The 19251-nt window shown below is 50.5% G+C and carries 18 protein-coding genes; 15 read left to right on the forward strand and 3 right to left on the reverse strand.

Annotated features, from left to right (window positions below; genetic code table 11):
- The first annotated feature begins 5 nt into the window (after window positions 1-5).
- From GQ51_RS04150 to aroA, 3 genes are all read left to right on the forward strand, one after another.
- Entirely contained in the window at window positions 6-737 is a 732-nt protein-coding gene (locus tag GQ51_RS04150) for an arginyltransferase (protein WP_047550138.1), read from the forward strand.
- A gap of 130 nt (window positions 738-867) precedes the next feature.
- Entirely contained in the window at window positions 868-1740 is an 873-nt protein-coding gene (locus tag GQ51_RS04155; protein WP_047550141.1) for a prephenate dehydrogenase, read from the forward strand.
- A gap of 48 nt (window positions 1741-1788) precedes the next feature.
- Window positions 1789-3087, forward strand: a complete 1299-nt coding sequence (gene aroA, locus GQ51_RS04160) for a 3-phosphoshikimate 1-carboxyvinyltransferase (RefSeq protein ID WP_047550144.1) — start codon at window positions 1789-1791, stop codon at window positions 3085-3087.
- Window positions 3088-3126: 39 nt separating this feature from the next.
- On the opposite strand, the gene GQ51_RS04165 is transcribed toward aroA, so the two are convergent.
- Entirely contained in the window at window positions 3127-3351 is a 225-nt protein-coding gene (locus GQ51_RS04165; protein ID WP_047553837.1) for a DUF2061 domain-containing protein, read from the reverse strand.
- Between the two features lie 100 nt (window positions 3352-3451).
- Between GQ51_RS04165 and cmk the strand changes: the two genes are divergently transcribed.
- The 6 genes from cmk (at window position 3452) to GQ51_RS04195 (ending at window position 8982) form a co-directional block, all read left to right on the forward strand.
- Window positions 3452-4132, forward strand: a complete 681-nt coding sequence (gene cmk, locus GQ51_RS04170; RefSeq protein WP_047550146.1) for a (d)CMP kinase — start codon at window positions 3452-3454, stop codon at window positions 4130-4132.
- A 153-nt stretch (window positions 4133-4285) separates the two neighbouring features.
- Complete coding sequence (rpsA, locus tag GQ51_RS04175; protein ID WP_200884393.1) at window positions 4286-5785, forward strand: 30S ribosomal protein S1; 1500 nt, start codon at window positions 4286-4288, stop codon at window positions 5783-5785.
- Window positions 5786-5810: 25 nt separating this feature from the next.
- Window positions 5811-6092, forward strand: coding sequence for an integration host factor subunit beta (locus tag GQ51_RS04180; protein WP_047550152.1), 282 nt, complete (start codon window positions 5811-5813; stop codon window positions 6090-6092).
- Window positions 6093-6494: 402 nt separating this feature from the next.
- Entirely contained in the window at window positions 6495-7667 is a 1173-nt protein-coding gene (lapB, locus tag GQ51_RS04185) for a lipopolysaccharide assembly protein LapB (protein ID WP_047550155.1), read from the forward strand.
- Between the two features lie 36 nt (window positions 7668-7703).
- Complete coding sequence (gene pyrF / locus GQ51_RS04190; RefSeq protein ID WP_047550159.1) at window positions 7704-8423, forward strand: orotidine-5'-phosphate decarboxylase; 720 nt, start codon at window positions 7704-7706, stop codon at window positions 8421-8423.
- Window positions 8424-8601: 178 nt separating this feature from the next.
- Window positions 8602-8982 (forward strand): ComEA family DNA-binding protein, encoded by a 381-nt coding sequence (locus GQ51_RS04195; RefSeq protein ID WP_081987086.1) that lies wholly within the window; start codon window positions 8602-8604, stop codon window positions 8980-8982.
- Window positions 8983-9115: 133 nt separating this feature from the next.
- On the opposite strand, the gene metG is transcribed toward GQ51_RS04195, so the two are convergent.
- Window positions 9116-11191 (reverse strand): methionine--tRNA ligase, encoded by a 2076-nt coding sequence (gene metG / locus GQ51_RS04200; RefSeq protein ID WP_047550162.1) that lies wholly within the window; start codon window positions 11189-11191, stop codon window positions 9116-9118.
- 302 nt (window positions 11192-11493) lie between these two features.
- Here metG and apbC point away from each other — a divergent pair, with 302 nt between their 5' ends.
- Both apbC and GQ51_RS04210 read left to right on the forward strand, forming a co-directional pair.
- Window positions 11494-12582 carry an iron-sulfur cluster carrier protein ApbC gene (apbC, locus tag GQ51_RS04205; protein ID WP_047550165.1) on the forward strand — a complete coding sequence of 363 codons (1089 nt, stop codon included), beginning with the start codon at window positions 11494-11496 and terminating at the stop codon, window positions 12580-12582.
- Between the two features lie 57 nt (window positions 12583-12639).
- Window positions 12640-13257, forward strand: a complete 618-nt coding sequence (locus tag GQ51_RS04210; protein ID WP_152604110.1) for a YdcF family protein — start codon at window positions 12640-12642, stop codon at window positions 13255-13257.
- A 229-nt stretch (window positions 13258-13486) separates the two neighbouring features.
- Here GQ51_RS04210 and pgl read toward each other — a convergent pair whose 3' ends face one another.
- Window positions 13487-14215: a 6-phosphogluconolactonase gene (pgl, locus tag GQ51_RS04215; RefSeq protein ID WP_081987087.1), complete on the reverse strand. Its 729-nt coding sequence runs from the start codon at window positions 14213-14215 to the stop codon at window positions 13487-13489.
- A 109-nt stretch (window positions 14216-14324) separates the two neighbouring features.
- On the opposite strand from pgl, the gene zwf reads away from it, so the two are divergent.
- The 4 genes from zwf (at window position 14325) to GQ51_RS04235 (ending at window position 19187) form a co-directional block, all read left to right on the forward strand.
- Window positions 14325-15830, forward strand: a complete 1506-nt coding sequence (gene zwf, locus GQ51_RS04220) for a glucose-6-phosphate dehydrogenase (RefSeq protein WP_047550176.1) — start codon at window positions 14325-14327, stop codon at window positions 15828-15830.
- A gap of 152 nt (window positions 15831-15982) precedes the next feature.
- Entirely contained in the window at window positions 15983-16558 is a 576-nt protein-coding gene (gene dcd / locus GQ51_RS04225; RefSeq protein ID WP_047550179.1) for a dCTP deaminase, read from the forward strand.
- 47 nt (window positions 16559-16605) lie between these two features.
- The gene (locus GQ51_RS04230; RefSeq protein WP_047550182.1) at window positions 16606-16950 is read left to right on the forward strand and encodes a GIY-YIG nuclease family protein; all 345 of its coding nucleotides are present in this window, start codon (window positions 16606-16608) and stop codon (window positions 16948-16950) included.
- Window positions 16947-19187, forward strand: coding sequence for an arginine/lysine/ornithine decarboxylase (locus GQ51_RS04235; RefSeq protein ID WP_047550184.1), 2241 nt, complete (start codon window positions 16947-16949; stop codon window positions 19185-19187). Before GQ51_RS04230 ends, GQ51_RS04235 begins: the two co-directional genes overlap by 4 nt.
- The last annotated feature ends 64 nt before the right edge of the window (window positions 19188-19251 follow it).

The following is a 19251-nucleotide window of genomic DNA, read 5'->3' on the forward strand; positions in this document are numbered from 1 at the left end:
TCCCCATGAGCTTACCTGGCGATCAACCCCTGCAAAAACTGCAATTCTATGTCACCACAGCGTATAGCTGCGGCTATCTGCCCAACAGGATGGCGCAAAGCCTGATTGCCGCACCGCAGCATCTCATCAATGCGGAAGTTTACAGCAGCCTGATACACCAGGGATTCCGCCGCAGCGGCAGCTTTGCTTACCGCCCCCACTGCGAAAACTGCCATGAATGCGTACCCGTACGCATTCCTGTAGAAAAATTCAGCCCAAGCCGCAGCCAGAAACGTGCTTTCAGGCAACATCAGAACCTGACGGCTGCAGCGGTTCCTGTAGAGTTTAATGAGGAACATTACGCGCTTTACGCCGCATATCAGCGCGCGCGCCACCATGAGCATGCCAAAACCGACAGCCCGGAAGACGATGCCGAACAGTACAAGAACTTTTTATGCAAAAGCAATGTAGAAAGTGTGCTGGTAGAGTTCAGGGATCAGCAGGTACTTAAGATGGTCAGCGTGATTGATATCGTGAGCGACGGCCTCTCCGCGGTCTACACCTTCTACGACACTGGCAACCCTAACACCAGCTACGGCACTTACAACGTCATGTGGCAGGCTGAGTGGGCGAAACAATTGAGGCTGCCCTACCTGTACCTGGGTTACTGGATCAGGGACAGCCGGAAAATGGCGTATAAACAGAATTTCAAACCGCTGGAAAAGCTCATTGACAACGAGTGGGAAACAGGCGAATAGACAGTTTATGCAGCGCCCTGCCTGACACAAAGCGACTATGGACGTGATTAAGCCAGCAACATCAAGGCGCGGATAAAAGCGCGGTTAAATGCTACAATTCACACTAAAATTTAACTGAACTGATCCTGAATTGAAAAAACTTGTTATTTTCGGTGTAGGCCTGATTGGCGGCTCGATTGCTCTTGCCTTAAAAAAAGCCAGACACACGGCAGAAATTGTCGGTGTCGGCCGCTCCGGTGAAAGCCTGCAGGCAGCGCTTGAGTTGGGCGTTATCGACGTGGCGACCAGCGACATCGCCGCCGCGGTCAGAAACGCGGACATGATCCTGATTGCGGCGCCGGTTGCGCAGACTGCCTCTATCCTGAACGCCATCAAACCGCATCTCGCAGCATCGACCGTGATTACCGATGCCGGCAGCACCAAAGGTGATGTCATGCAATGCGCGCAAGAAGTTTTAGGCAGCCAGTTTAGCCAGTTTGTAGGCGGACACCCGATTGCCGGCGCAGAAAAAAGCGGCGTCAAGGCTGCCATGGCCGATTTGTATGCCGGCAAGAATGTGATCCTGACGCCCGCAGCGGCAACCGACTCCCAGGCTATACAGCAGGTAAAATCGCTATGGCAGGCCTGCGGCGCAAATGTAAGCGAAATGACCGCCGCAACGCACGACAGCATCTTTGCCGCCGTGAGCCATTTGCCTCACCTGCTGGCATTTGCACTGGTAGATGACATTGCATCCAGGCCAAATGCCGAACAGTTGTTCGGCTTCGCCGCCAGCGGCTTCAGGGATTTCACGCGCATCGCAGGCAGCCATCCCGAAATGTGGCGCGACATCAGCCTTGCCAACAGGACAGCGCTTTTGAATGAGCTTGAGGCATACCAGCAGGAACTCAGAAAATTGCAGGAATTACTTCAATCAGAAAATGCAAAAGGCCTGGAAGCCCTGTTTGAGCGCGCAAGTATTGCCCGCAACAACTGGGGCGAATCCAGGAAACAGAACCAGTAATTCTTCATCACTATCTTATTAAGCACTTAATTAAGCACAACCGTAAAAATGGAACAACTTACCCTCTCAGCCAGTACCCATGCGCAAGGCACCATCACCCTGCCCGGCTCGAAAAGCATTTCAAACCGCACCCTGTTGCTGGCAGCATTGGCAGATGGCGTGACGGAAATACGCGACCTGCTGGCTTCAGACGACACCTCGCGCATGCTGGAAGCGCTGCAATCACTGGGCGTCAAACTGGAAAATTTTTCTGAAAATGCATGGCGCGTCACGGGTTGCAGTGGCAACTTCCCCAACAAAAACGCAGATTTGTTTCTAGGCAATGCGGGCACAGCGTTCCGCCCACTGACCGCTGCGCTGGCTTTTGCCGGAGGTGATTACCAATTGTCAGGCGTGCCGCGCATGCATGAACGCCCGATTGGCGATTTGGTCGATGCACTGCGACAGGCTGGCGCAAATATTGAATACCTGCAAAATGACGGTTTCCCACCCTTAAAAATATCGCTGGCAAAACTCGATTTAACCAGCGCCATTAAAATTCGCGGCGATGTTTCCAGCCAGTTTTTAACTGCACTGTTGATGGCGCTGCCGCTCACGAAGCAAAAAGCTACCATTGAAGTCGTTGGCGAACTGATCTCCAAACCATACATTGAAATCACGCTTAATCTGATGGCCAAATTCGGCATCAACGTAGAACGCAATGGCTGGCAAAGTTTTACCATCCCAGCCAATAGCAGCTATCGTTCACCAGGCCAGATCTTTGTCGAAGGCGACGCTTCGAGCGCCTCTTACTTCCTTGCTGCCGGGGCAATCGCAGGCAACATCACGGTGGAAGGCCTTGGCGAACACAGCATTCAGGGTGATGTGCGTTTTGCGGAGGCATTGGCATTGATGGGCGGCAACATCAGCTATGCCGAGAACCACATCTCCGCACTCAAGGCAGGCAGCATCAAGGCAATTGACCTGGATTGCAACCATATTCCCGATGCGGCCATGACCCTGGCGATACTCGCTTTGTTTGCTCAAGGGCAATCCGATGAAGCGCGTACCACCATCCTGCGCAACATTGCCAGCTGGCGCGTGAAAGAAACAGACCGTATTGCGGCCATGGCAACGGAATTGCGTAAAGTCGGCGCAATCGTGGAAGAAGGCGCCGACTACATCAAAATCACGCCACCGGCACAGCTCACCCCCAATGCGGTGATCGATACTTATGACGATCACCGCATGGCGATGTGTTTCTCACTGGTGTCTCTGGGCAATGTGCCGATCGTGATCAATGACCCTAACTGCGTGGCAAAAACATTCCCGAATTATTTTGCAGAGTTTAAAAAGCTGGTTTCTTAGCCAGATAATGCAATGCCAGGAATCTAATTGCAAAAAAATCTAATGTAAGTGGATCCAGCCCGGGTTAAAGGCTGTGGCGTGCGACTCAAGGCTGTTATCTTCGAAGCGTTTCCATGCCTTTTCGTGAAAATGGAACACAACCGTATTGCAGGCAGGCTCGATCACAGCGAGCAAGCCGCCGACCATCATGCTGCCGGTAAGCAGATAGCCTACCGTGAAAGCGACGGTAAAGTGTAAAATCGCAAACGAGAATGTTTTAGCCATGATATGCGCTCCTGTATTATCTGCATTGATATGGCTATGATCCGCGCTTGCAGTGATTAAATCCAATTGATTATTAAAACCACAACGATAAATTTTTTAAATGAATAATACCGCTCAGAATCCGATTCCAGTCATTGCCATAGATGGCCCTTCCGCATCCGGCAAAGGAACCGTCGCACAGCTCGTGGCTGAAGCGCTGGGTTTTGGTTACCTGGACTCTGGTGCGCTTTATCGCGTGGTTGCATTTGCCGCCAAACAAAACAACATAGACTGGGGCAATGCTGAAGCAGTCGCCGCATGTGCAACCAAACTGGATATTCAATTTAAAAATGCGCAGGTATATTTAAATAACACTGATATTTCAGAAGACATCCGCACCGAAGAAATGGGCAAAGGTGCATCGCAGGTTGCCGTACATGCCCCGCTCAGGGCGGCGCTGGTCGACCTGCAGCACCAATTCCGCAAGACGCCTGGCCTGGTGGCTGACGGTCGTGATATGGGAACCGTAATATTCCCCGATGCACAATTGAAGATATTTTTAACCGCTTCTACAGAAACGCGCGCTGACCGCCGTTACAAGCAGTTGCTGGGCAAAGGCCTGCCGGCTGATTATGAGGCGATCCTGCTCGACCTGCGTGAGCGCGATGCCAGGGACCAAGGCAGGGCCAGCGCTCCGCTGGCAATGGCGGCAGACGCAATCCTGCTTGAGACAGACCATCTAACCATTGCCCAAGCCGTTGATACCGTTTTGCAAAATTTCCGGCACAAAAAAACTCAATAAAAATTGCAAATAGTCTTTTATTTTTCAATGTTTTAGTTATAATTACCGGTTCAAAGTTTGGATATAAACTTTAAAGGTCTGCTACATCACACAGATGTGCAGTTTTTTAACTACCCCGCTGCTAGGCGGGATTAATCTTAGGTATTTTTTTTAATGGCTTCTACTACATCTTCTGCTTCACCGATGGAATCTTTTGCAGCTCTATTTGAAGAGAGCTTGGCACGTCAGGAAATGCGCTCTGGCGAAGTAATCACGGCTGAAGTAACCGCAGTTGATAACGACCACGTGATCGTTAACGCTGGTCTTAAATCTGAAAGCGTTATTGACGCTGCTGAATTCCGTAATGCTCAAGGCGAACTTGAGGTTCAAGTGGGTGACTTTGTTAAAGTAGCCATTGAAAAACTGGAAGACGGTTTCGGCTCTACTGTGCTTTCACGCGAAAAAGCAAAACGCATGGAAACATGGTTAGACCTCGAAGACGCAATGAACGAAGGCCGCATCATCAAAGGCTTCGTAAGCGGTAAAGTAAAAGGCGGTTTACGCGTTTCTGTAAATGGCATCATGGCATTCCTGCCAGGCTCACTGGTTGACGTACGTCCGGTTAAAGACACTACGCCATTCGAAAACAAAGAATGCGACCTGAAAGTGATCAAACTGGATCGCAAACGCAACAACATCGTTGTTTCACGCCGTGCTGTAATGGAAGTTAGCGCTGGCGCTGACCGCGAAGCACTGATCGGCACATTGACCGAAGGCGCAGTGGTTAAAGGTATCGTTAAAAACATCACCGACTACGGTGCATTCGTTGACCTGGGCGGCATCGATGGCTTGCTGCACATCACTGACCTGGCATGGCGCCGTGTTAAACACCCGTCAGAAGTGTTGACTGTCGGTGAAGAAGTTGAAGCAAAAATCCTGAAATTCGATCAAGAGAAAAACCGCGTTTCATTGGGCATCAAACAATTGGGCGACGACCCATGGGTTGCTCTGGCACGCCGTTACCCAGTAGGTACACGCCTGTTCGGTAAAGTTTCAAACCTGACTGACTACGGTGCTTTCGTTGAAATCGAACCGGGTATCGAAGGTTTGGTTCACGTTTCAGAAATGGACTGGACAAACAAAAACATCCACCCAGGCAAAATCGCACAATTGGGCGACGAAGTTGAAGTGATGATCCTTGAAATTGACGAAGCACGCCGTCGCCTGTCATTAGGTATGAAACAGTGCCAGCCAAACCCATGGGATGACTTCTCTGCAACGCACGCTAAAGGCGACAAAGTTGCCGGCCAAATCAAGTCAATCACTGACTTCGGTGTATTCATCGGCTTGCCAGGCGGCATCGACGGTTTAGTTCACCTGTCAGACCTGTCATGGACACAATCTGGCGAAGAAGCGATCCGCAACTTCAAAAAAGGTGACGAGCTTGAAGCTGTTATCCTGGCAATCGACGTTGAAAAAGAGCGCATTTCATTAGGCGTGAAACAACTGTCTGCGGATCCATCAGGCGCATCTTCCGATGATAAATCAGAAGCTAAACCAAAAGCTAAATCTGCAAAAACTAAAGAAGCTGCTCAATTACCGGATGACGGTGCAGCTGCTGGTACAACCAACCTTGGCGCTTTATTGAAAGCCAAATTGGACAGCAAAAAATAATAAGTAGTTAAAAAGGCAGATAATAATGACAAAATCTGAGCTAATCACGCTATTGGCGGAGCGTTTTCCGCAACTGGTGATGAAAGATGCCGAACTTTCAGTCAAGGCCATTCTGGACGCAATGTCAGACAACCTTGCTGCTGGCGAACGCATTGAAATTAGAGGCTTTGGAAGCTTTAGTTTGAATTATCGTCCGCCGCGCTTGGGCCGCAACCCTAAAACCGGCAGCAAAGTGCAAGTACCTGAAAAACATGTACCGCACTTTAAAGCAGGCAAAGAGTTACGCGAACGAGTCGATTTAAGCTAACTATTGTTTTAGTTCCATTTAAAACGGCAGCCACCAGGCTGCCGTTTTTTTATACCTGAAATGTTTATAAAACCCAACAATTAACCGCCGATAAACGCCGATGCACGCCGATAACACCTCAAAAACATAACTATGCAGCAGAGCCAGGTGTTCTCACACATCAAATGGGATAAAGCCCGATTAAACCCTTAGAGTGTGGCAATCCAGCTAAACTACAAAAGCGTAAGAACTACAAAAACCTTTTAAAACTCCTAAGTCGCCACAAGCTACACACTGACGATAACAATCTTAATGTTTTATCGGCGGTTAGCCGTGTTTTGCTTTACCCTCATCTTTTATCTCACTTCTCACAAACGCAATTCAGGTAAAATACGATATAACGTATTAATAAAGTGACGCATTATGGAATTCGAGTTCTGGTGGTTATTGGCACTGCCCCTATTTTTCAGTTTAGGCTGGCTGGCTGCCCGCGTCGACCTGAAGCAGCTATTGGCTGAATCCACCGCACTGCCCGCAGCCTACTTCAAAGGGCTGAATTTCCTGATCACCAATCAGCAGGACAAAGCGATTGAAGCCTTTACGGAAGCCGTGCAGGCTAACACAGACTCCCTTGAGCTGCATTTCGCATTAGGCAGCCTGTTCAGAAAGCGCGGTGAAGTCGACCGTGCTATCCACCTGCACTTACACCTGCTCGAGAAAAAACAGCTTGAACCACAGCAGAAACTGGCCGTAACGGCAGAACTTGCGCAGGATTACCTCAAAGCCGGCCTGTTTGACCGTGCAGAAGAGCTGTTTGAATCACTGGATGATGACAGGTACCGCCAACCCGCCTTGCGCGCATTGCTCGAAATCTATGTGCGTGAACGTGAATGGGAGCGCGCAATCAAGGCAGCGACTGAACTGGAAAGAATTTCCGGCGTGCCGTTCCGCGTCGAGATTGCAAACTACTATTGCGAAATGGCCTTAAAATCAAAACTTGCAAACGATACGCACACTGCACGGTTCGAACTCGACCAGGCACTCAATGCCGATAAAAACTGCGTGCGTGCGAATGTACTGCTAGGCGACCTGGAAGCCGAAGCCAGCAATCATAAAGCCGCCATCTCCGTCTGGAAACGCATCGAATTCCAGAAACCGGAATACCTCGGCCTGATCGCGCCCAAGCTGCTGGCGAGTTTCCGTGCGCTAGGCCAGACGGACGAAGGCCTGAGCCTGCTGCAGACATACCTGCAAACCTACCAGCTGGGTTCGCTGCTTGCAGTCCTCTATGAAGCGACAATGGCCGAACAAGGCGCTGAACATGCAGCCCGGCTTGCACGTAACGAGCTGATCAGGATGCCAAGCCTGAATACTCTGGATTTGCTGCTGCAGGCACGTGCCATCCTGGAAACCAGTCACCCGCAAGATGGCAACCTGCAAGATACCCAGCTGATGCAGCAGGCGGTACGTCATGCTATCGGCAACAAAACCGCCTATCATTGCGAACAATGCGGATTCAAAGCTAAATACCATCATTGGCAATGCCCTGCATGCAATGCATGGGAAGCGCTGCCGGCTGAACCTACTACTATCTGATATTGGCACCACGTAACGAAAAGACAAACATAAACTATGCAAGCAAACTCGAGCAATCATCACGACCCGAAAATCATCGTAGCACTGGATTACGCAGATGCAGACAGCGCACTTGAATTAGTCAGCCAGCTTGACCCGGCGCTTTGCCGCTTAAAAGTCGGCAAGGAACTGTTCACGGCGGCAGGTCCTCAATTTGTTGAAAAACTCGCCAGCTCGAATTTCGGCGTTTTTCTGGACCTGAAATTTCACGATATTCCCAATACCGTTGCCAAAGCCTGTAGCGCTGCGAGCAACCTGGGTGTATGGATGCTGAATGTTCATGCAAGCGGCGGAATTGAAATGATGCAGGCTGCCAAACAGGCTGTCGATCGCAGCGCGGCTAAACCGCTGTTGATCGCGGTAACGGTGTTAACCAGCATGAATCAGGAAACCCTGAACCAGATAGGCATCCATACTGACCTGCCAACCCATGTATTGAACCTGGCACGCCTCACACAGCAGGCTGGCCTCGATGGCGTGGTGTGCTCAGCGCTTGAAGCGCAAATGCTGCGTTCGAACCTGGGTAGGGAATTCTGCCTGGTGACGCCAGGTATCCGCCCAGCCAACGCAAGCAAAGATGACCAGTCGCGCATCGTAACCCCTGCTGACGCACTGGCACTGGGTTCAAGCTATCTTGTAATCGGCAGGCCAATCACAAAGGCGGCCGACCCGTTAGCTGCGCTGGAAGCCATCAGCAAGGAATGCATCAGCGCTTGACTTAGCCAGGCCAGGCTTACCCCTTAACTGAATCATTGACTTATCTTTAGCTTAACTCGCTCAATATTCCCGATAAATTAGGGAATAATTCCCATTTAATATATGATGACGGGTAATTGCTTTGCAATTGCAGGCAATTACCCTATTCAACATCTGTATCTAATCCGAGGAAAAGCAAATGAAAAAAGTCATACTTGCACTAATCGCCTTTTTAAGCGTCAGTATCAGCGCAATAGCAGGGGTTAATATCAATACGGCAACGCAGGCAGAACTTGAAAGCCTGCCAGGCATTGGCCCCAAAAAGGCACAAGCCATCATTGACTACCGCAAAACTAAGGGTAATTTCAAATCAGTTGATGACCTGAATCAGGTAGATGGCATCGGCGATGCCACACTGGAAAGCCTGCGCAAAGATATATCCATTACAGGCCCAACCACTGCCATTGCACCTAAAGCAAAAAAAGCGGCGGGTTCAACAAAAGACGCCAAGACCATTAAAGCGGCAGCAAGCGTAAAAACTACCGATGTTAAAGCGGCAAAAGATAAACCCAAGCAATAAAAACATGAACATCCGGCATGGCCGGAAACAAGCATATACCTCCCAATAGAAAAGCCCCTGGTCAGGGGCTTTTCTATTGGGCTTGGCTCGCAATGCAAGCCAGCCTTTGGCTAAAGGCTATATATCCAGACTTCTATTTAACCCGCATACCCGGCTGGGCACCGCTGTCCGGCGAAAGGATAAATGGCCCGCCGCGCTCGTCGCTCGCAGCCAGCACCATGCCCTCGCTCATGCCGAATTTCATTTTACGCGGCGCAAGGTTGGCCACCATCACGGTCAAACGGCCAACCAGGGTTGCCGGATCATAAGCGGATTTAATGCCGGCAAACACCTGGCGCGGCTGTTCTTCACCGATATCCAAGGTTAATTTAAGCAGCTTTTCGGCGCCCTCTACATGTTCCGCATTCACGATTTGAGCGATACGCAAATCAACCTTGGTAAAATCATCAATTGAAATATATGCAGATGCTTCCGCATCGGCATTGGCTTCATTCTGCTGATGCTGTGCATGGCGCTGCTCTGAATGAGGCTGCGGCGCCGGAGTTGCCTGCAGGTTCTCCTTATTGGCTTCCGTCATGGCTTCAATCAGCTTGGAATCAACACGGGTGATCAGGTGTTCGTAAGCATTGATAACGTGCTGTGCCGGCAGTGAAGCATCCACGACTGCCCAGGTCAGCGGCGCGATATTCAGGAACTGCTCAATCTCTTCTGCCAGCTTGGGAAGCACCGGCTTCAAGTACAAGGTCAACAGGCGGAACATTTCAAGTGCGTCCGAACACACTTCCTGCAGCAGGGCATCCTGCCCTTCCTGCTTGGCAAGCACCCAGGGGGCTTTATCCGCTACAAAACCATTCGCCAAGTCGGCCAGGCGCATGATTTCACGCAAGGCTTTGCTGTACTCCCGCTCGGCATAGCTGTCAGCCACCAGCTGTGCTGCTGCCTTGATTTCGGCAATCACGGAATTAGCGGCAGATGGGCTTAATTTACCGCAAAAACGCTTGTTAATGAAACCTGCTGTCCTGCTGGCAATGTTGATATACTTGCCCACCAAATCACTGTTCACGCGTGCGACAAAATCTTCCAGGTTGAGGTCGATATCCTCCATCGTGCTGTTCAGTTTAGCCGCGTAGTAATAACGCAGGTATTCCGGGTTCTTGATGTGGTCCAGGTAGCTGCGCGCAGTAATGAACGTGCCGCGCGATTTGCTCATCTTTTCACCGTTTACGGTTAAAAAGCCATGTGCAAAAATCTGTGTAGGCGTACGGTAATCGGCGTATGCCAGCGTTGCCGGCCAGAACAAGGCATGGAAATACAAAATATCCTTGCCGATAAAATGATAAAGCTCTGTTGCAGAGTCTTTATTCCAGTATTCATCAAAATCAATACTCTTATCCGCGCACAGCTTCTTGAAACTGGCCATGTAGCCAATCGGCGCATCGAGCCATACGTAAAAGTATTTACCAGGGGCATCAGGGATTTCAAAACCGAAGTAAGGGGCATCGCGGGAAATATCCCAGTCATTGAGACCGTTTTCGAACCACTCGCCCATCTTGTTGGCGGCCTCGCCTTGCAGCGTTCCTGAGCGCGTCCAGTCTTTAAGAAAATCCTCACATTCCGATAACTTGAAGAAATAATGCTCGGTATCCTTACGCACCGGCGCTGCACCGGATACCGCAGAATACGCATTGATCAGCTCGGTAGGGTTATAAGTTGCGCCACAAACCTCACATGAATCACCATATTGGTCTTTCGCATGGCATTTCGGGCATTCGCCTTTAATAAAACGGTCCGGCAGGAACATGTTTTTGACCGGGTCATAGAACTGCTCTATCGTTTTGGTCGCAATCTTGCCGGCAGCTTTCAAGCGCTTGTAAATACCTTGTGAAAGCGCTTTGTTTTCCGGCGCATTAGTTGAGTAGTAGTGGTCAAAGCCAATCAGGAATCCTGCAAAATCGGCGCTATGCTCTTTATGCACATTCCCGATCAGGGTCTCCGGCGTGATGCCCTCCTTTTCGGCACGCAGCATGATAGGCGTTCCGTGCGTATCGTCAGCACATACATAATGCACGGTATGGCCCTGCATTTTCTGGAAACGCACCCAGATATCGGTTTGAATGTACTCGACCAGGTGCCCAAGATGGATACTGCCGTTTGCGTAAGGGAGCGCAGAAGTTACAAGGATTTTGCGGGGAGTGTTTGAAATTGCCATGAGATAAATGGATCTATTAAGCTAAAACCGTATTCTAGCAAATGCTGCATGGTTCACCCAGCTATGATTGCCGGTTTTGTGCGCATTAGCCGGACAATCATACCGGGATGATCATATTTTTCCGCAAAATAACCAGGCCGCTTATGCAATCAATCGCACAATCAGTTAGAATAACCCATCTTTTTACTCAACTTAATTAACTCACAGGCAATTTTATACAGGCAGAGTTTGGGGTGCGGCACCATGCGCCCAAAGAATGTCTTTATGAAAGTGCCCTACTATATCAATCAGGAATTCAGGCAATGGCAATTACAGAATTACTCATTCAAAGCACGCTGAAAGTATGCATAGACCCCAACACCGGCAAAGACTTTGTGAGCGGTAAATCAGCAAGAAACATCAAGGTTAACGGTAATGATGTCAGTTTGGATATCGTGCTTGGCTATCCTGCTAAATCAGTCATGGCCGGCATACAGAAACTGGTCACCGAAGCGCTACAGGGAATCGACGGCATAGGCAGCATCACCGTCAATGTCAGCAGCAAAATCGTTGCACACAAGGCACAGCAAGGTGTGAGCCTGCTGCCTAATGTTAAAAACATCATTGCCGTAGCCTCAGGCAAAGGCGGTGTCGGCAAATCCACTACCTCAGTCAACCTGGCACTGGCGCTGGCCGCAGAGGGCGCGACCGTCGGCCTGCTGGATGCGGATATTTACGGCCCGAGCCAGCCGCAGATGCTGGGCATCAGCGGCCGCCCAGACAGTAAAGACGGAAAAAGCATGGAACCGATGCAGGCACACGGCATACAGGCGATGTCTATCGGCTTCCTGATTGATACCGACACGCCTATGGTATGGCGTGGCCCGATGGTTACCAGCGCGCTGGAACAGCTGCTGCGTGAAACCAACTGGCAGAACCTGGATTACCTGATCATCGACCTGCCGCCGGGCACGGGCGATATTCAACTGACCTTATCGCAGAAAATTCCGGTCACAGGCGCCATTATCGTGACCACACCTCAGGATATTGCCCTGCTTGATGCGCGCAAGGGCCTGAAAATGTTTGAAAAAGTGAATATCCCGATTTTAGGCATTGTAGAAAACATGAGCACCCACATCTGCAGCAAATGCGGCCATGAAGAACATATTTTCGGTGCAGGCGGCGGCGAACTGATGGCTAAAGACTACAACGTGGATTTACTGGGTTCCCTGCCACTGGATATCGGCATTCGCTTGCAGGCAGATAGCGGAAAGCCAACCGTAATCGCCGACCCTGACGGCAAAGTGGCCGGTATTTATAAAGATATCGCACGTCAAGCCGCAATCAAGATTGCCAACACCAGCCTGGATCACAGCAGCAAATTCCCGAATATCGTGATTCAGAACACATAAAACCGGTAGCGGCCGGATGCAGGACATGATTTAACTTTATGATTCAAGTTAAAGAAATTGTTTAATTCCAGACTTGTGTACCGGCTGCTCTGCTACCTGATGATCGCATTCACAGGCAGCTACCTCGCACTGTTCACGATCATTGGCCTGCATGCCAAAAAGTCGCTCAGTAGCGCTGCGCCTGCAAAACATGATGCGGCACTGATCTTGGGAAACCGCATCCATATGCACGGCGCCCCCAACCCATGCCTGACCGGACGCGTGGACAAAGGGCTATCACTGGCGGCACAAGGCGCAGTGTCAGCACTCGCCATGACTGGCGGACGCAAAAACAAGTACAGCAAGGTCGAAGCCGAATTCATGGCGGCCTACGCAAAACAAAAAGGCTATCAAGGCGCGATACTGATGGAAACGGAATCCCGCTCCACCAAAGAAAACCTTGAGTTTTCCGCACCGATGCTAAAAGCAGCACACATCCACACGGTCATCATCGTGTCCGAACCCTACCATCTGTGGCGTACAGAAAAACTGGTGGAAGCAGGCCATTTCCAGGGATTTAACGTCACCTACGCTGCCGCCCCAACTACATGCTGGACAAACCGGGGCATGCTATCCCAAGGCGCGCTGCGCGAACCTTTGGCGGCCATGCATAATTTCGCCAAAGGTTACTTTTGAAAACTTTGCATCAATCTAAAGATTGGTTCGTTTTTTTACGGAATATCATAAAACCGTCATTCCGGCAAAGGCCGGAATGACAGAATCAATAGACTTTTAGGTTAGGGATAGTTCTAGCGAATCTAACCTTGACGCCATGACCGCAAGGGTTATGTCCGTCAAGGGCCCGCTGCTACGCAGCGACCTTGACGCCATGACCGCTGGGGTTATGTCCGCCAAGGGCCCGCTGCTACGCAGCGACCTTGACGCCAAAGCAGTAGACATCTACGCCTTGGGCAGGTGCAATCAATGTTGCCGGAATGGCAACGCCATTCAGCCAGTTATCAACGGCTTCCTGTTTGCCGGCACCAGTGACCAGAAACAGGACTTCATGCGTATTGTTCAGGCGATTCTGGCTGATAGTCACGCGGTCGGCAGGCGGTTTCGGTGAGTTGAATACAGGCACCGCGTCTGCACTGTTATCTACAGCCTGACCAGGAAACAACGAAGCCGTATGTCCATCCTCACCCAGGCCCAGGATCACGAGGTCAAAACTGCGCACGCCTGCCAGCGTTTCTGCATAGGCTTTCGCACCTTCAACATTACCCAACTCCGCCGGAATATCGTGGATTTGCGCCTGCGGAATCGCCACATGATTCAGCCATGCATCACGCGCCATTTTGCTGTTGCGCTCGGCATGATCTACCGGCAGGCAGCGGTCATCATTATGGTAAACATGCCATTTGGCCCAATCCGCCTGCTCTTTTGCCAGCAACTGGTACACACTTTTAGGCGTGCTGCCGCCGGCCAGCACAATCAGGAAACTGCCGTATTGGGCAATCGCCTCGTCAGCCGCCTCAAGGATACGTTTTACAGCAGCCTGGTTGATCTCATCCTGTGAACTGAAACTATGCCAGCGTGAAGTTTGATGATTCGCCAATGTCAGTGATTTAACTTGAGTTGTTTGTGATTTTTGCATAAAACAGTAGTGCCTTTTTCGGTATAATTACAATAAATTTAATAACTGGCTATTTTAACTTAAAAGTTGCCCAGGCACCTGTAAAAACCTATCGAGAGAATCTGAAATAATGGCTAAACAAATAGACCCCTGTACCCTTGTACTTTTTGGCGCAAGCGGTAATTTATCACGCATTAAGTTAATGCCAGGCTTGTTCCGTCTGGATGCAGCAGGCCGCCTTGCTGATGACATGAAGATTCTATCTGTAGGCCGCAGTGAATTATCCCGCGATCAATGGCAAGCCGAAATAAAAGGCATGCTTGATAAAAAATTTAAAGACGGCTACGACCAGAAAGTATACGACCGTTTTATCGCCCGTAATCATTACCACTCAAACCCGCCGACCGATGCCGACTCATTCCAGAAAATGGCGGCCAAACTGGGTGACGAATCAATATTCCCGCAAAACCTGGCGTACTTCCTGTCAGTACGTCCTACAGATTTTGCCGTCATTGTTGAGCAACTCTCCGGCGTAGGCCTGGTGGATGAAAGCAAATACTGGCGCCGTGTATTGATCGAGAAACCATTCGGCACCGACCTGCCAAGTGCCCAGGCATTGCAGGCTGAATTGACCAAGTACCTCAAGGAAAGCCAGATCTACCGCATTGACCACTACCTGGGTAAATCTGCAGTGCAGAACATCATGCTCACGCGCTTTGCCAACACGATGTTTGAACCGTTATGGAACAGCGAACACATTGACCACATCCAGATCACCAACAACGAAACCCTGGGCGTAGGCGACCGCACCACGTTCTACGATGCAACCGGCGCATTGCGTGACATGTTCCAGAGCCACCTGCTGCAGACACTGGCTCTGGTGGCGATGGAAAAACCGGCAGACCTGACCCCGGACAGCATCCGTGCCGAAAAAATCAAACTGCTGCAATCGATCCGCCCGGTGGATACCAAAAACCTGAACAAGCAGGCATTCCGCGCGCAGTATGCGGCTGGCCGCGTATGTGTAGGCGACGGTCACGGCGAGAACGTAACGGGTTACCTGGAAGAGCTGAAACGTGACGGCATTGAATCAAGCCATACCGAAACCTATGCCGCGGTAAAACTGTTCATCGACAACCCGCGCTGGAAAGGCGTGCCTTTCTACGTACGCACGGCAAAACGCATGCACGAAGGCAACACCGCCATCTCGATCCGCTTCAAGAAAGCCCCAATGGAATTGGTAGCTGGCCAGCACCAGAACTGGCTCACCATTAATATCCAGCCACGCGAATGTATCAAAATGGAAATCGAATCCAAGATTCCGGGCCTGGATGTCGCAACACGCACCTTGAGCATCGATGCACCGCAGCGCCAGCAAGGCGATGAAACCATCGATTCATATGAAACCCTGATGCTGAACCTGATGGAAGGCGATCCTTCGCAATACCTGCACATCAGCGAAGTGGAAGCGCAATGGCGCCTGGTAGACCCGATTGTAAAAGCCTGGGCAGAAGACAAGACGCCGCTGCACCAATACACCGCCGGTAACCGCGACCCACAGGAATCAAGCGTGATCTTTGAATCGCAAGACCAGTTCTGGCGTTACAGTATCGAACTAGGTGGCGATAAACACTAATATCACAGCCAGAAAACCTGCCTGCAGACTAACCTCACAGCCAGCCTTGGTTTGTGAGGTTTTTTTCGGCCAAAAATCGATATTTTTCCGCATTATTCATTCGTTAGGCTTTATAATGCGATTCACTTTTAACTCTGTAAATATAAACACTTATGAGCATTAAATCTGACAAATGGATACGCCGTATGGCAGAACAACATGGCATGATCGAGCCGTTTGAGCCTAATCAGGTCAAGATGTCCCCAGATGGCCAGCGCCTGGTGTCTTACGGCACGTCAAGCTATGGTTACGATATTCGCTGCTCAAAAGAATTCAAACTATTTACCAACCTTAACAGCACGATTGTAGACCCGAAAAACTTTGACCCGAATTCATTCGTAGAGGTCAATGCGGATTACTGCATCATTCCGCCGAACTCATTCGCACTGGCCCGCACAGTTGAATATTTCCGCATCCCGCGTAATGTACTGACAGTGTGCCTGGGTAAATCCACCTATGCACGCTGCGGCATTATCGTCAACGTAACGCCGTTTGAACCGGAATGGGAAGGCTATGTCACATTAGAGTTCAGCAACACCACACCGCTGCCGGCAAAAATCTATGCCAATGAAGGCTGCGCGCAAGTGCTGTTCTTTGAAGCAGATGAAGATGATATCTGCGAAACCAGCTATAAAGACCGCGGCGGAAAATACCAGGGCCAGGTTGGCGTAACGTTGCCAAAAATCTAGACATCTCCGTCATTCTGGCGCAGGCCAGAATCCAGACTAGATAAAATATGCAGCCTTGTGTTTACATGATGACAAATCAGCGTAACGGCACCTTATATATTGGCGTTACCTCCGATTTAATAAAACGCGTATGGCAGCACAAACATGAAGTAGCTGACGGCTTTACTAAAAAGTATCGATTACATAATGTTGTTTGGTATGAGCCTCATGAAACAATGGAATCTGCAATTACGAGAGAAAAAGCACTTAAATTCTGGCAGCGAGTTTGGAAAGTTCGCCTTATTGAGCAACTGAATCCTAATTGGCAAGATTTATATCCTGAAATACTTGGTCTGGATTCTGGCCTGCGCCAGAATGACGAGCAAGGCAATAACACACAAAGGTTACTATGAAATTTCGCTTCCCCGTCGTCATCATCGACGAAGACTTCCGCTCTGAAAACTCATCAGGTTTGGGTATTCGCGTCCTGGCTCGTGCCATTGAAGAAGAAGGCACCGAGGTGCTGGGTGTGACCAGTTACGGTGACCTGACCTCGTTTGCGCAGCAGCAGAGCCGTGCATCGGCATTTATTCTCTCTATCGACGATGAAGAGTTTATTGAAGAAAAGCCCGAGGCCATTGAGCAACTGCGTAACTTCGTCGCTGAAATCCGTCACCGCAACGAGGAAATCCCTATTTTCCTGCACGGTGAAACACGCACCTCACGCCATATTCCCAACGACGTGTTACGCGAATTGCACGGCTTCATCCACATGAACGAAGATACGCCGGAGTTTGTGGCGCGCCTGATCATCCGCGAAGCAAAAGCCTATCTGGATAGCCTGCCACCGCCATTCTTCAAGGCGCTGACGCATTATGCGGCTGACGGCTCCTATTCATGGCACTGCCCCGGTCACTCCGGCGGCGTAGCGTTCCTGAAATCTCCCGTTGGCCAGATGTTCCACCAGTTCTTTGGCGAGAACATGCTGCGCGCCGACGTTTGCAACGCTGTAGATGAACTGGGGCAACTGCTGGATCACACGGGGCCGGTTGCCGCGTCTGAACGTAATGCAGCGCGTATCTACAACTGCGATCACCTGTACTTCGTAACAAATGGTACTTCCACTTCAAACAAGATCGTATGGAACAGCACGGTTGCACCGGGCGATATTGTTGTCGTGGACCGTAACTGCCACAAGTCCGTGCTGCACTCCATCATCATGACCGGTGCGATCCCGGTATTTTTAATGCCGACACGTAACCATTTCGGCATTATCGGCCCGATCCCTAAAAGCGAATTCTCCTGGGAAAACATTCAGAAAAAAATCGAGCGCAACCCGTTTGCGACCGACAAGAACGCAAAACCACGCGTGCTGACCATTACTCAGTCCACTTACGACGGCGTGCTGTACAACGTGGAAGAAATCAAGGAAATGCTCGACGGCAAGATCGACACCCTGCATTTCGATGAAGCCTGGCTGCCGCATGCCACTTTCCACGATTTCTATGGTGATTACCATGCGATTGGGGCGGACCGTCCGCGCTGCAAGGAGAGCATGGTATTCTCTACGCAATCCACACACAAACTGCTTGCCGGCCTGAGCCAGGCTTCACAGATCCTGGTGCAGGATGCGGAACAGAACAACCTGGACCGCGATGTATTCAATGAAGCCTATTTAATGCATACCTCTACCAGCCCGCAGTACTCGATCATCGCCAGCTGTGACGTAGCGGCAGCGATGATGGAAGCGCCTGGCGGCACCGCGCTGGTGGAAGAATCCATCATGGAGGCGCTGGATTTCCGCCGCGCCATGCGCAAGGTGGATGAAGAATGGGGCACCGACTGGTGGTTCAAGGTGTGGGGGCCGAACGACCTTTCTGAAGAAGGCATCGAAGAGCGCGAAGCCTGGATGCTGAAGGCCAATGAAAGCTGGCACGGCTTCGGCAACCTGGCTGAAGGCTTCAACATGCTGGATCCGATCAAGGCGACCATTATCACGCCGGGGCTCGATATTGATGGCGATTTCTCTGAAGAATTCGGGATCCCCGCCGCAATCGTAACCAAGTACCTGGCTGAACACGGCGTCATTGTCGAGAAAACCGGCCTGTATTCATTCTTTATCATGTTCACGATCGGCATCACCAAAGGCCGCTGGAACACGATGGTAGCGGCATTGCAGCAGTTTAAGGACGACTACGACAAGAACCAGCCGCTATGGAAAGTATTGCCGGAGTTTGTACAGAAACAGCCACGTTATGAGCGTATGGGCTTGCGTGACCTGTGCACACAGATCCATGAGGTTTACAAAGCGAATGATGTCGCGCGCCTGACCACCGAAATGTACCTGTCAGACATGATACCTGCCATGAAACCGACGGATGCTTTTGCCAAGATGGCTCATCGCAAGATCGACCGCGTAGCGATTGACGAGCTGGAAGGCCGCATCACGGCTGTACTGCTGACGCCCTACCCGCCCGGTATTCCGCTGCTGATTCCGGGCGAACGCTTCAACAGGATCATCGTGAACTACCTGAAATTCGCACGCGAGTTCAATGAACGCTTCCCGGGCTTTGAAACCGACGTGCATGGCCTGGTAAAACGGATAGAAGACGGCAAAGCGATTTACTACGTAGACTGCGTGGAGCAGTAAATCGCAGGCGGTTTACGTTTTTAAGATTAAGTTACGCTTTTTAAGATTAAGTGACGTTATTTAC

The organism is Methylotenera sp. G11, from assembly GCF_000799735.1.
In the GTDB taxonomy this organism is placed as follows: domain Bacteria; phylum Pseudomonadota; class Gammaproteobacteria; order Burkholderiales; family Methylophilaceae; genus Methylotenera.

Coding starts and splice junctions, on each gene's coding strand:
- lapB (WP_047550155.1), top strand. CDS start 6,495: ATGGAATTCGAGTTCTGGTGGTTATTGGCACTGCCCCTATTTTTCAGT.
- pyrF (WP_047550159.1), top strand. CDS start 7,704: ATGCAAGCAAACTCGAGCAATCATCACGACCCGAAAATCATCGTAGCA.
- GQ51_RS04180 (WP_047550152.1), top strand. CDS start 5,811: ATGACAAAATCTGAGCTAATCACGCTATTGGCGGAGCGTTTTCCGCAA.
- zwf (WP_047550176.1), top strand. CDS start 14,325: ATGGCTAAACAAATAGACCCCTGTACCCTTGTACTTTTTGGCGCAAGC.
- dcd (WP_047550179.1), top strand. CDS start 15,983: ATGAGCATTAAATCTGACAAATGGATACGCCGTATGGCAGAACAACAT.
- cmk (WP_047550146.1), top strand. CDS start 3,452: ATGAATAATACCGCTCAGAATCCGATTCCAGTCATTGCCATAGATGGC.
- rpsA (WP_200884393.1), top strand. CDS start 4,286: ATGGCTTCTACTACATCTTCTGCTTCACCGATGGAATCTTTTGCAGCT.
- GQ51_RS04230 (WP_047550182.1), top strand. CDS start 16,606: ATGCAGCCTTGTGTTTACATGATGACAAATCAGCGTAACGGCACCTTA.
- aroA (WP_047550144.1), top strand. CDS start 1,789: ATGGAACAACTTACCCTCTCAGCCAGTACCCATGCGCAAGGCACCATC.
- GQ51_RS04165 (WP_047553837.1), bottom strand. CDS start 3,351: ATGGCTAAAACATTCTCGTTTGCGATTTTACACTTTACCGTCGCTTTC.
- apbC (WP_047550165.1), top strand. CDS start 11,494: ATGGCAATTACAGAATTACTCATTCAAAGCACGCTGAAAGTATGCATA.
- metG (WP_047550162.1), bottom strand. CDS start 11,191: ATGGCAATTTCAAACACTCCCCGCAAAATCCTTGTAACTTCTGCGCTC.
- GQ51_RS04150 (WP_047550138.1), top strand. CDS start 6: ATGAGCTTACCTGGCGATCAACCCCTGCAAAAACTGCAATTCTATGTC.
- pgl (WP_081987087.1), bottom strand. CDS start 14,215: ATGCAAAAATCACAAACAACTCAAGTTAAATCACTGACATTGGCGAAT.
- GQ51_RS04235 (WP_047550184.1), top strand. CDS start 16,947: ATGAAATTTCGCTTCCCCGTCGTCATCATCGACGAAGACTTCCGCTCT.
- GQ51_RS04195 (WP_081987086.1), top strand. CDS start 8,602: ATGAAAAAAGTCATACTTGCACTAATCGCCTTTTTAAGCGTCAGTATC.